Raw genomic sequence first — 11632 nt, forward strand, 5'->3', positions numbered from 1 at the left:
TGGTGGGTGAATTGGCCGAATCCCGATATCCCGCCGTGCAAGTTCCGGAGCACCTCTGATGATCAACGCCCGTCGTTCGCTCACCCAGATCTTTCTGTTGCCGGCGATCATCGCGGTGATCGTCGCTTTCGGCCTTGTGTCCGCCTTGCTCGGCGATGGCATCTGGGACACGACCTCATGGATCGCGCTCGCAATCCCGCTCGCCGTCACCGCGTTCTTCGCCTGCAAGAGACGCCCCGCGGATTTGTAGGGCGGCGCGAAGCTCTGCCGGTGAAGCGGGCTCCGCGCCGGTGCAGTCATTCCACTGAAGCGTGCTACGCCGTGACGCTTTCCCGCGCGGGCGTCTTTGCGGGCTTGACGATCGTCGTCGGGGTTCTGAGCCATGCCTCTTCGGTAACGGCGATCATAGAAGGCTGATCGATGATACCGATCGAGTCCCATGTGAACATCGCATAGCCAAGCTTTGTACCGTCGACACCGGCCGGCACGGTGACCTGAAGCTGCTGTGCGAGCCAGTTGAGCGAGCCGTATCCGCAAAGGCTGACGCAATGGTCCTCGTTGGTGTCCTTGTTGAATCCAAGGGCAAACCATCCGGTCTTGCCGTTCGTTGAGTTCCATGCGGTCTGGATTTGGGTTGCGGCAACGCCAATCTTGACCGGACCTGTCGCAATTGCGCTGTTTAACGTGGAGGGATTCGTCCAGTCGACCGAATAGATCTGGCCGTCATCATAGATGTGCCGGTTCTGATGGAAGCCGTTTTCCTGCATCCAAAGCATCACCTGATGCAGATAGGCCCCCTCCAGCACCCCATGTTTCGTCGCCCATCGTATCACTTCGTTGTCCGAAATGAAGATTTCCGGATTGTGACACGCCTTCGCGAACGCTTCTTCGGCAGTGACGCAATCACCGTGATCGAAATTGCCCCAAGAGGACAGCCTATGAGGGATCGTGATGAAATGGGGAGGTGTCGCCGCAAGGCCAACGACACTATGTGGAGTGGCGGCTGCCAAAACGCTCCTCGGCGTGGGAGTCGCTCCGCGTTTGGGATATCTACCTTGTCCGCTTCCTCCAAGCTGGATTGCCATGGTATGTCTCCGTTTGCTGAAATGAACTTCGATTATTTCCGCTTAGGGTCCATCGCTTCGTCTTTCGGTTCACGCTGAGCATCCTCGTGCCGCTGCTGGTCCGGCGAAGAGTCTGTCTCCTTGCCTTCCTGATCGTCGGCTGTGTCGGATGCGTCAGGGTTGTACTTTGGTGCTTTGTCGCGCACCTCTTTCGGCGTAGGGAAAGCACCCCGCTTCGGAGTGGGAGGTTTGCTGTTCATGTCTTACCCCTTTCCTGGGGAAGCCCTCCGGCGACCGTCGCATCCCATTCTATCAATGTTTGATGCAGCCCGATCAAAACATGATCGCGCTGGTTGCGTTGTGAGCTCGTTCACAGCCACAACGTTTTTATTGGATGCGACGCTTTCCGCAGCTTTGTCGGCGCGGGCGTCCCCACGCAGCCTTTCTAGGGTGCAACCGAGTCCATGTGAACGCGAGCACGAGGATTGACAGCGCGCCTAGGAGCCAGCGCCCGGGCCGTCAACGCGCGGCCTTGTAGACGTCACGAAGGATGTTCGCCTCAAGCTCCAGATTCTCAAGTCGATCCTTGACGACGTCGCCGATGCTGACGATACCGACTAGCTTGCCGCCGCGCAGTACCGGCATGTGGCGCACGCGATGGTGCGTCATCAATTTCATCGCGCGATTGACACTCTCGTCCGGAGACACCGTAGTCACACCGCATTGCATGATTTCCTTCACAAGCATCGACCCGGCTGTCGCGCCATAGCGAGAAAATGCATGAACGATTTCACGTTCGGAAATCAGGCCGAGAACAGAGTCCTCACTTGTCACCACGAGAGCGCCAATATTCTTTGCGCGGAGCCAGTCTGCCGCCCTCTTGATGCTGGCGTCCGGAGCTATTGTCGTAACCTCGGTGCCCTTCCGCCTCAGAATGCTTTCGATGGTCATAGTTTCCTCCCATCGTGCGGCCTCGCCGCCTATTTCATCCCGCCCCCGCAACAGGGGCCACGTACCATGGCATCCATTCTCCTCGATTAGGAGCATCAGCCTATCATATTGGCAGCAAGCAGTCAGCGAGTATCGGGGCCGCGGTGTAACGACGGCAGAGGCCGTCGGTTGGAGGGATGGACCTCGAACAGGCGGGGCGGCCTCGCGCGCGCTCGCCGAAATTGGTCACTCTTCGCCGTTTGTCTTCGTATTGCGCTCAGCCGAGTTCTTGGGCGAGTCCGATCAGAAGCCCTTCAGGCCCACGGATGTAGCAGAGCCGATACGCGTCTTTATACTGGACTACGTCGCCTACGGGCTGCGCGCCGCGCGTGCGGAGCCTTTCAAGCGTCTCGTCGATGTCGTCCACGGCGAACATCACGCGGAGGTAGCCTAGGGCATTGACCGGGGCGTTCCGGTGATCTGCGACGACAGGCGGCGTGAGGAAGCGGGAGAGCTCGAGCCGGCTGTGGCCGTCTGGTGTGCGCATCATGGCAATCTCGACACGCTGATCGCCCAGTCCGGTGACACGTCCGGCCCATTCTCCTTCGATCGTGGCACGCCCTTCGAGCTCGAGGCCGAGTTCGCGAAAGAAATCAATCGTCCCTCCGAGGTCTTCGACGACGATTCCTACGTTGTCCATCCGCTTGAGCGCCATGTGTCCAATCTCCAAGGTGTCGTTCCAAGGTGTCGCCGAGTCCAACAACGGACGCTTGAGGTGCCCCCAACACCGGCGGCCGTCCGGGTCCGATTCATGCTGTCCACATCAGAAGCTTGAATCATGGACCGCCTCAAACCCCCACCCCGTTTTCAACGCCGACAATTCGGCCGCGTGGCCGACATACCACTCTTCCAGCTGACGCGGGTCGGCCTCGAGATGGAACTGGAGCGCAAGCGCGTGCCGCCGATAGGCGAAGGCCTGGTTCTCGTAATTGGCATTTGAAGCGAGCCGCACAGCTTGCTGCGGAAGATCGAAAGTGTCGCCGTGCCAGTGCAGCACGGTCGGCCCAGCCGGTTCTCGAGCTGCGCAATTTCGGCCAGCGAACGGCCGGCGCAGCCTCAGCGATCAGAGTGCATGCGTTCCAGGAAATCCTTCACGCCGCTGACCTTGCCGGTTTCGGAGGCAACGTAGCCGGGAAGGGCGTCGATGGCCTTGTGGAAAGCGCCGCTCTTCATGATCTCGAGCACGCGCCGCATCGGTTCGGTCTCGAGGAACGTCTTCTTGCAGACGAAGAAATAGTCTTCCGTGAGCAGCCGGATGAAGTCGAGCCCGAATTGACGGGCGGCCGCCTCGACGCCGAAGCTCGCATCCGCCATGCCGCTGGCTACATAGGCGGCAACGGCGGCATGGGTGAATTCCATCTGCTGTGCACCATTGATCCTGCTCTCGGCAATCCGGTGCAGTGCCAGCAGCTGGTCGAAAAGCTGCCTTGTGCCCGAATCGTGATCGCGGTTGACGAAGCGCGCCTTGCGATCGACCAGATCCTTCAGTGAGCTGATCTTGAGCGGATTGCCGCGCTTGACCATCAGGCCCATTTCGCGCGTGACGAAACTGATCACGCGGTCCTCGCGCGGATCGAGCCAGTCGCGGCACGCCTTGATGCCCTGCGCGCGCAATTCGCCGCGTGGCAGGTGCACGCCGGAGAGGTCGCAGGCGCCCTGCGCCAGCGACACCAGCGAGTTCTGGTTGCTGACATAGCGGAGGTCGACGCCCATGCCGGGCTCGCGGTCGAGGAATTCACGCAGCTTTGACACCGCAAAACCGTGGCTCGCATGAACGCGGATCACCGAGGGACGCTGGTGCAGGAACGGCTTGATCTCCGTGACCAGCTCCTGCGCGAGGTTTTCGAGTTGCGGGCCAAGGCGAGCCTGCATGCGCTCGCCGGCCCAGACCAGTTTCTCGCCGAACGACGTCAGCTTCGAGCCCTTGCCGCGCTGGGTCTCCACCAGCGGCACGCCGAAGAACTCCGACCATTGGTCGATCAGGTTCCAGACGTGGCGATAGGACAAGTGCGCGTCAGTGGCCGCGCTGGAGATTTTCCCGGTTTTGCGGATCTCGTTGAGGATGCCGAGGATCACCACAGCCGTCTGCGGGCTGCCTTCGCGGTGAAATCGCCAGATGGTTTCAATCTCGATGTGCAGCATCGTCGTAGCTTCTCATTATGAAATAGACTTCATATTTTCGCGAGCCATAGGCAGAACATATCATATTTACGGCGGGGTATATGCTCCTAGGTTTGGTATACCAACCAGGAGGAAATATGATGTCAATTGCATATGACTATGCGCAGGAGGCCCTCGGCCGTTCCGCCGCCCCGGAAGAGTTGCTGCTGATCGACGGCGCCCGCGTCCCGGCCATCTCCGGACGCACATTCAAGTCCCTCAACCCCGCGACCGAGGACGTGATCGCGACGATCGCGGAAGGCGGAGCCGCGGACGTCGATCGCGCTGTCGCTGCCGCGCGCCGCGCTTTTGAGGGACCATGGCGCACCATGCGCGCCGCCGAACGTGGGCACATCCTTCTGAAATGGGCAGAGCTCTTGAAGCAGCATGCCGACGAGATCGTCGAGCTCGAAAGCCTCGATGCCGGCAAGCCGATCGCGGCGGTGCTGCGGCAGGACTTTCCGGCGGCAATCGACACGCTGACCTATTACGCCGGCTGGGCCGACAAGATCGGCGGCGATGTCGTGAGCACCCGCGACGATGCGCTCACCTACACGGTCCGCGAGCCGGTCGGCGTGGTCGCCGCGATCGTGCCCTGGAATTTTCCGCTGATGATCGGCATGTGGAAGCTCGCGCCGGCACTGGCGTGCGGCTGCACGATCGTGATGAAGCCGGCCGAACTGACCTCGCTGTCAGCGCTCCGGATCGGCGAGCTCGCCCTTGAAGCCGGCCTGCCGCGCGGCGTGCTCAACATCGTCACCGGCCCCGGCCGCATCGCCGGCGAGGCGCTGGTCAATCACCCCGACGTCGACAAGGTCACGTTCACCGGCTCGCCCGGTGTGGGTCGCGGAATCATGCGCGGCGCAGCCGGCAATTTCAAACGCGTGTCGCTGGAGCTCGGTGGCAAGTCGGCCAACGTCATCTTCGAGGACGCGAACCTCGATGCCGCGGCGAAGGCTGCGGCCGCCGGCATCTTCTTCAACGCCGGGCAGGTCTGCTCGGCCGGCTCGCGTGTCCTTGTACAGGAGAGCGTCTATGACGAGGTGGTCGAACGCTTGGCCGCACGCGCCAGCGCATTGCGTATCGGCGATCCCCAGGATCGCGCCACGGCGCTCGGACCGGTGATTTCCGACAAGCAGATGAAGACCATTCTCGATTACGTCGACATCGGCAAGAACGAGGGCGCGTTGCTTGTGACCGGTGGCGAGCGCGTCGGCGATCGCGGCTATTTCATCAGCCCGGCTGTGTTCGCCAATGTGAAGCACGAGATGCGGATCTCGCAGGAGGAGATCTTTGGGCCCGTCGTCAGCGTGATCAAGTTCAAGGACGAGGCCGATGCGCTTCGGATCGCCAACGGCACCGCCTACAGCCTCGCCGCCGGCGTCTGGAGCAGCGACATCGGCCGCGTGCAGCGCTTTGCCAAGCGCGCGCGGGCCGGCACGGTGTGGATCAACACCTATGGCTACACCGATGTGCGGTTGCCCTGGGGCGGCGAGCGCGATTCAGGCCTCGGCCGCGAGCACGGCACCGCCGCGATCGACAATTTCACCGAGCCAAAGGCGGTCTGGACGAACCTCAACGTCTGACGGCGACATGCATGCGCGCGCCACAAACTCCGCTGTCGTCCCGGGCTTGACCCGGGACCCATAACCACAGGACTTGATGAGATGCGTGGCTGTAACTGCTTGCTCGCGCCACAACATCTTCCTGTGGTTGTGGGTCCCTGCTTTCGCAGGAACGACAGGGGCGTATTGCCGCGACATCGCCTCACCAATCGTCTAGGGTTGGTCTCTCCCCGATGAGCGAGGCGATCATGCGCACCAAAAAATTCGGCCACCATGGCCCCAATGTCTCCGTGATCGGGCAGGGCACCTGGTATCTCGACCGCGGCGACCGCAAGGCGGCGGTGGCGGCGCTGCGCCGTGGCATCGAGCTTGGCATGACCCATATCGACACTGCGGAGATGTATGGCGATGCCGAGCTCGTGATCGCGGATGCGATTCAAGGCCGGCGCGACGAATTGTTCCTGGTCTCGAAAGTCCTGCCCAGCAACGCCTCGCGCCGCGGCACCATCACCGCCTGCGAGCGCTCGCTGAAGCGGCTGAAGACCGACCACCTCGACTGCTATCTGTTGCACTGGCGCGGATCCTATCCGCTGGAGGACACCGTCGCGGCGTTCGAGGAACTGGTTGCCTCCGGAAAAATACGGTCCTGGGGCGTCAGCAATTTCGATGCCGATGATCTCGGCGAAATCCTGGAAGTCTCAGGCAAGGGCAGGATCGCCTGCAACCAGGTGCTCTATCATCTGCAGGAGCGCGCGATCGAGCATGCTGTGATCCCGTGGTGCGAGAAGCATGGCGTCGCCGTGGTCGCCTACTCGCCGTTCGGCCACAATGATTTTCCTTCGCCACGGAGCAAGGGCGGGGAGGTGCTGCAGGAGGTCGCGAAGGCGCACAACGCCGCGCCACGCCAGATCGCGCTGGCTTTTCTCACGCGCGCGGCGTCCGTGTTCGCGATCCCGAAAGCGTCGAGCGCGGAGCACGCCGCTGAGAATGCGGCGGCCGGCGATCTCGTGCTCAGCGCCAGCGAGATCGAAGCTTTGGACAAGGCTTTTCCGCGCGGTCCCAAGCCGCGAAGTTTGCCGATGCTCTAGCGATAGCGAACACGATTCTTAACAAAGTGTTGCAACGGCGACGGCGAGTTGCCGCGCTGGGCGTAGCGTGCTGCCGCGCACATTCGCGCATATCGGCGTCCTGTTTTCGGACCTTGTCGTGCGCCGCCATTTGGCGTTTTTTACAGGCTCGCAGATTCGCTTATTTGTGCCTCCGAGATTGCCGTGACACCGCCCCCCGCCGCAGCCGCCAGGCTGGACAGCGCACCTTTGCCATTGCCTGCAAAGAAATCTTCGCCTGCGAAGAAATCCGTCTCCCGCAAAGCCCCCGCGCGCGCCGATCGGCCGTTCAAGGGCATCGCGCTGATCCTGCTGTCGACGATTTTTCTCGGCACGTCCGACGTCACCTCGAAATATCTGTCGGCGACGCTGCCATCGATCGAGATCACCTGGATCCGCTTCTTGGTGTTCGCGCTGATCATGTCGCCTGCGATGCTGCCGGGCTCGCCGCTCTTTGCGCTGCGCACCGGCCGGGTCGGCTTACAGTTCCTTCGCGGCGCGACGCTGCTCGGCTCGTCGCTGTTCTTCATCTCCGGCTTAGCCTTCCTCCCGATCGCGGAAGCCTCCGCCACCGGCTTCGTGGCGCCACTGTACGTCACGGCGCTGTCGATCGTTTTCCTAGGCGAGAAGGTCGGCCTGCGGCGCTGGATCGCGACCGCGCTCGGCCTCATCGGCGTCCTCATCATCCTGCGGCCCGGCACCAGCGCGTTCCACGTCGCCGCCTTCTTCCCGCTGCTGTCGGCTTTCTGCTGGGCTTCGACCTTGATCATGACGCGCATGATCAGCGGCCGCGATGCCGCCATCACCACCATGACCTATTCCGCCATCGTGGGCTTCGCGATCATGAGCGTCATGGTGCCGTTCGCTTGGGTGACGCCGAGCTGGCACGACATTCTTCTCGGCATCCTGGTCGGCGTGGCCTCGACCGCGGGCCAGTGGATCGTGGTGCTGGCTTTCCGCTATGCCGATGCCTCGGTGCTGGCGCCGTTCTCCTACACGCAATTGCTGTGGGTCAGCCTGCTCGGCTTCTTCATCTTCGGCGAGGTGCCGAGCATCTGGACCGTGATCGGCGCCGCCTTCATCGTCGCGTCCGGCCTCTACACCGCCCACCGCGAGCGAATCCGTCGCTCGCAGCTCCTGACCGTGCCCGGCGAGCCCTCGCCGAACGCCTGACTTCGTGCGCGGAGTGAGACGTATCGCCGCGCAATCGTTGCGACCGCGCCACAGTGTCGCCGCGAAAACTGAGCGATCAGCCGCATTCGGCCGGATTCTTGCCATCGGTCGGGAAACCGCATGCTACCTGAGTTCCAGGGAAGCGCCGTGAGGCGCGGGGGAATGAGGGGGCGTTGGCGTGTGGTTTCGGTTGCCTGCTGGTCTCGGCGCGCACACGGCCGCCGTGGCGGCGATCCTGGCTGGCCTGTGTCTGTCCACAGTGGCGGCGAATGCGCAATGCGTGCCCGATCCGGCAACGAGCGGGGCGAGCGTCACCTGCAGCGGCCTCGTCCCCGGCGGTTTTGTGGCCGGCGCCGGCGTCAACAACCTCACCGTCAATGTGCAGTCGGGAGCGACCGTTGGCGACAACGGCACGGCGGCGATCGGCCTCAACGATTCCAACACCGTCATCAATAACGGCACCTTGAACGCGGATGCTTTCCTGACCGGCCTGAACGTCGGCAATTCGAACACTGTCACCAACAACGACATCATCTCGGTCGGCGAAAGCGCGATCGGCATCGGCGCTCTCAACAACAACAGCATCGCCAACAACGGGACCATCTCCGCCGGCTCGGACGGTTTCGCGATCTCGGTCGGGGACGGCAACGTCGTCACCAACAGCGGCGCGCTGTCTGCCGGAAACCGAGGCACCGGCATCTTGGGGGGCCAGAACAACACGATCGCCAACACCGCTGCGGGCTCCATCACGGTCGGCAACTCCGGCAACGGCATCTTCGTCGCCGGCAACAGCACGGTGACCAACGCCGGCACGATCACGACAGGCTTCACCTCTTCGCCCGCGGCCGGCATCTTCGCGATCAACGACAACAACACGATCACCAACACCGCAGGCGCCAGCATCATCGCTGGTCAAGGAGCCGCAGGCATTTCCGTGCAGGGCAACAACGCGGTGATCAGCAACGCCGGCTCGATCACATCGGACGATTTCGGCATGGCTATCATCGCAGCCGGCGACAACACGAAGATCACCAACAGCGGTACGATCAACGTCGGCATGTTGGGCTACGGCATCATCTCGTTCCCCCTCTCGCTCAGCGGGTCCGGCACGATCACCAACACAGGCAGCATTGTCGGCGGCGACAGCACCACAGGCGTCTTCGCGGTCGGCGATTCCCTCACCGTCACAAACGCAGGCACGATCACCGTCGGAAACGGCGCGCCGGCCGCCGGCATCAACGTCTCGACTGCCGGACCTGCCGGCGCCAACCAGGTCATCAACACCGGGACCATCAATGTCGGCAGCGACGCCGTCGGCATCGTGGTCAACGGTGGCGGCTCTGTCTTCAACTCGGGCACCATCAACGCCGCCGCCGGTTTCGCTGCAATCGAATTCTGCGGCTGCGCCCCCGGCTCCGCCAGTGTGCTGACGCTCGGCCCGGGTAGCGTCATCCACGGCCTGGTGCTTGCCAACGGCAGCGACACCTTCCAGCTCGGCGGCACCGGCACAGGCACGTTCGACCTCAGCCTGATCGGACCCGGCAATCAGTATGATGGCTTCTTGACCTTCAACAAGGTCGACAGCTCGAAATGGACCGTGACCGGCACCGGTGCCCAGGACTGGAACGTGCTCGGCGGCACGCTCGCGGTCGATGGCGTCATCAACGGCAGCGTGGCGGTCAGCGCCGGCGGTGTGCTCTCGGGCATCGGCACGGTCGGCAACACCGCGATCGCAAGCGGCGGCGCGTTCATGCCGGGCAATGCGGTGCCGGGCGCGTCCACCACCGTCGCCGGCAATCTCGCGCTGCAGTCCGGCGCGCTCTATCTGGTGCAGCTCAGCTCTACCGCATCCTCCTTCGCCCACGTGACCGGCACCGCAACGCTCGGCGGCTCCGTTGCCGCCAGCCTCTCGCCCGGCAGCTCGATCTCGAAGCGGCCGTATACGATCCTGACCGCGGATGGCGGCCTTGGCGGGACGACATTCAGTGGCCTCAACGTGTCCGGTCTGCCCGGCGCACTCACGGCCGCGCTAAGCTATGACGCGACCAATGCGTACCTGACGTTCGGCCTCGACTTCGGCGCCAAATCCAATCTCAACGTCAATCAGCAGAACGTCGCTGGCGCGCTGACCAACTTCTTCAATGCCAATGGCAGCATTCCCTTGCCGTTCGCGTCGCTGACGCCGGCCGGCTTGACGCAAGCCTCCGGCGAGGTGGCGACGGGATCGCAGCAGGCGACCTTCAACGCGATGAACCTGTTCCTGGGATTGCTGACCGATCCGTTCATCGCCGGCCGCGACGGCGGCCTCAGTGACGGCGCGGGCGCAACGCCCTTTGCCGATGTTGACGGCGCCAACGCCTACGCTTCGACCCGCACGGCCCGGAGCAAGCGCGAACGCGATGCCTATGCGGCGGTCTATCGGAAGGTGCCTGCCGCGCCGCCGGGCTTCGATCCGCGCTGGAGCGTGTGGGCCGCAGGCTTTGGCGGTTCGCAGACCACGGACGGCAACGCCGTGCTCGGCTCGAATAACGCCAGCAGCAACATCTATGGCACCGCCGTCGGTTTCGACTATCGCGTCTCGCCGTCGCTGCTCGCAGGGTTTGCGCTTGCTGGTGGCGGCACCAATTTCAGCGTCAACGGCTTCGGCTGGGGCCGCTCCGACCTGTTCCAGGCCGGCGCATTCGCGCGCACTACCACAGGCCCGGCCTATCTCTCCGCCGCATTCGCCTATGGCTGGCAGGATGTCACCACGGACCGCTTCGTCACCATCGCAGGTGTCGACCATCTCCGCGCGGAGTTCAACGCCAACACCTATTCCGGCCGACTCGAGGGTGGCTATCGCTACGCCACGCCGTGGCTGGGCCTCACGCCTTACGCTGCGGCGCAGGTGACGACCTTCGAGCTGCCGAACTATGCCGAGGCCGTGGTGTCCGGAGCCAACACCTTCGCACTGAACTACACCGTCAAGAGCGTCACCGACACGCGCACCGAGCTCGGCCTGCGCGCGGACAAGTCGTTCGCCGTCGAGGACGGAATAGTGACGCTGCGCGGCCGCGCCGCCTGGGCGCATGACTTCAATCCGGACCGCGCCGCGAGCGCCGTGTTCCAAACGCTGCCGGGCGCAGCCTTCGTCGTCAACGGCGCGGCGCAGGCGCCCGATTCCGCGCTCACCACGGCGTCGCTGGAGATGAAGTGGCTGAACGGCTGGTCCGCGGCCGGCACCTTCGAAGGCGAATTCTCCGGCATCAGCCAATCCTACGCCGGCAAGGGCGTGGTGCGCTTTTCCTGGTAGCCAGAAAGCGTAGAGCCTGAGAACCAATTCGGTTTTCGGGTAGACGGCATCCGAAGTAGCGGATGTTGAAGACCTCGACGGTGGAGCGGGGCGGGATTTGCGCGCCGCTATGGTTTGGCGCAGCTATGGGTTGGCGAGGCGATGTCCCTGCAGGATGTTGTTGGTGAGGGCGTACCAGAGCACGACGGCTCGGACCTTTTCGATGCCGCGCACCGTCAATTGCCTGAGGTCCCAGTTGCGCCAGCGGGCATGGATGCATTCGCAGATCGAGCGGGCCTGGTA

Annotated in this window: 11 protein-coding genes and 1 pseudogene; 5 read left to right on the plus strand and 7 right to left on the minus strand. The window is 63.3% G+C overall.

Annotation, left to right across the window (positions count from 1 at the left end):
- Nucleotides 1-58 precede the first annotated feature (58 nt).
- On the plus strand, nucleotides 59-250 hold the full coding sequence (locus YY7_RS0103970) for a hypothetical protein (protein ID WP_028162088.1): 192 nt from the start codon (nucleotides 59-61) through the stop codon (nucleotides 248-250).
- A 64-nt stretch (nucleotides 251-314) separates the two neighbouring features.
- Here the strand turns inward: YY7_RS0103970 and YY7_RS60050 are convergent, their stop codons facing one another.
- The 6 genes from YY7_RS60050 to YY7_RS0104000 form a co-directional block, all read right to left on the minus strand.
- A complete protein-coding gene (locus YY7_RS60050) occupies nucleotides 315-1085 on the minus strand; it encodes a hypothetical protein (RefSeq protein WP_155255023.1) in 771 nt (256 codons plus the stop codon).
- 32 nt (nucleotides 1086-1117) lie between these two features.
- The gene (locus tag YY7_RS0103980; RefSeq protein WP_028162090.1) at nucleotides 1118-1324 is read right to left on the minus strand and encodes a hypothetical protein; all 207 of its coding nucleotides are present in this window, start codon (nucleotides 1322-1324) and stop codon (nucleotides 1118-1120) included.
- 259 nt (nucleotides 1325-1583) lie between these two features.
- Nucleotides 1584-2015 (minus strand): CBS domain-containing protein, encoded by a 432-nt coding sequence (locus YY7_RS0103985; RefSeq protein ID WP_028162091.1) that lies wholly within the window; start codon nucleotides 2013-2015, stop codon nucleotides 1584-1586.
- 256 nt (nucleotides 2016-2271) lie between these two features.
- The gene (locus tag YY7_RS0103990; RefSeq protein WP_028162092.1) at nucleotides 2272-2709 is read right to left on the minus strand and encodes a VOC family protein; all 438 of its coding nucleotides are present in this window, start codon (nucleotides 2707-2709) and stop codon (nucleotides 2272-2274) included.
- A gap of 108 nt (nucleotides 2710-2817) precedes the next feature.
- On the minus strand, nucleotides 2818-3051 hold the full coding sequence (locus YY7_RS0103995) for a hypothetical protein (protein WP_028162093.1): 234 nt from the start codon (nucleotides 3049-3051) through the stop codon (nucleotides 2818-2820).
- Nucleotides 3052-3110: 59 nt separating this feature from the next.
- Complete coding sequence (locus YY7_RS0104000) at nucleotides 3111-4196, minus strand: substrate-binding domain-containing protein (RefSeq protein WP_028162094.1); 1086 nt, start codon at nucleotides 4194-4196, stop codon at nucleotides 3111-3113.
- A 119-nt stretch (nucleotides 4197-4315) separates the two neighbouring features.
- Here YY7_RS0104000 and YY7_RS0104005 point away from each other — a divergent pair, with 119 nt between their 5' ends.
- From YY7_RS0104005 to YY7_RS0104020, 4 genes are all read left to right on the plus strand, one after another.
- On the plus strand, nucleotides 4316-5800 hold the full coding sequence (locus tag YY7_RS0104005; protein WP_028162095.1) for an aldehyde dehydrogenase family protein: 1485 nt from the start codon (nucleotides 4316-4318) through the stop codon (nucleotides 5798-5800).
- A 227-nt stretch (nucleotides 5801-6027) separates the two neighbouring features.
- Nucleotides 6028-6867: an aldo/keto reductase gene (locus tag YY7_RS0104010; protein ID WP_028162096.1), complete on the plus strand. Its 840-nt coding sequence runs from the start codon at nucleotides 6028-6030 to the stop codon at nucleotides 6865-6867.
- A 234-nt stretch (nucleotides 6868-7101) separates the two neighbouring features.
- Nucleotides 7102-8058, plus strand: coding sequence for a DMT family transporter (locus tag YY7_RS0104015; RefSeq protein ID WP_433994487.1), 957 nt, complete (start codon nucleotides 7102-7104; stop codon nucleotides 8056-8058).
- Nucleotides 8059-8236: 178 nt separating this feature from the next.
- A complete protein-coding gene (locus YY7_RS0104020; protein ID WP_028162098.1) occupies nucleotides 8237-11350 on the plus strand; it encodes an autotransporter outer membrane beta-barrel domain-containing protein in 3114 nt (1037 codons plus the stop codon).
- Nucleotides 11351-11473: 123 nt separating this feature from the next.
- Here YY7_RS0104020 and YY7_RS60055 read toward each other — a convergent pair.
- Nucleotides 11474-11632 (minus strand): annotated as a pseudogene (locus tag YY7_RS60055) (IS5/IS1182 family transposase); the annotation flags it as partial.

The sequence above is a fragment of the Bradyrhizobium elkanii WSM2783 genome (genome assembly GCF_000472865.1).
Classification (GTDB): domain Bacteria; phylum Pseudomonadota; class Alphaproteobacteria; order Rhizobiales; family Xanthobacteraceae; genus Bradyrhizobium; species Bradyrhizobium elkanii_A.

Bases quoted from the DNA above. Each gene is read 5' to 3' on its own strand.
- YY7_RS0103990 (WP_028162092.1), bottom strand. From the start codon at position 2,709: ATGGCGCTCAAGCGGATGGACAACGTAGGAATCGTCGTCGAAGACCTC.
- YY7_RS0103985 (WP_028162091.1), bottom strand. From the start codon at position 2,015: ATGACCATCGAAAGCATTCTGAGGCGGAAGGGCACCGAGGTTACGACA.
- YY7_RS0103980 (WP_028162090.1), bottom strand. From the start codon at position 1,324: ATGAACAGCAAACCTCCCACTCCGAAGCGGGGTGCTTTCCCTACGCCG.
- YY7_RS0103970 (WP_028162088.1), top strand. From the start codon at position 59: ATGATCAACGCCCGTCGTTCGCTCACCCAGATCTTTCTGTTGCCGGCG.
- YY7_RS60050 (WP_155255023.1), bottom strand. From the start codon at position 1,085: ATGGCAATCCAGCTTGGAGGAAGCGGACAAGGTAGATATCCCAAACGC.
- YY7_RS0104010 (WP_028162096.1), top strand. From the start codon at position 6,028: ATGCGCACCAAAAAATTCGGCCACCATGGCCCCAATGTCTCCGTGATC.
- YY7_RS0104000 (WP_028162094.1), bottom strand. From the start codon at position 4,196: ATGCTGCACATCGAGATTGAAACCATCTGGCGATTTCACCGCGAAGGC.
- YY7_RS0104005 (WP_028162095.1), top strand. From the start codon at position 4,316: ATGTCAATTGCATATGACTATGCGCAGGAGGCCCTCGGCCGTTCCGCC.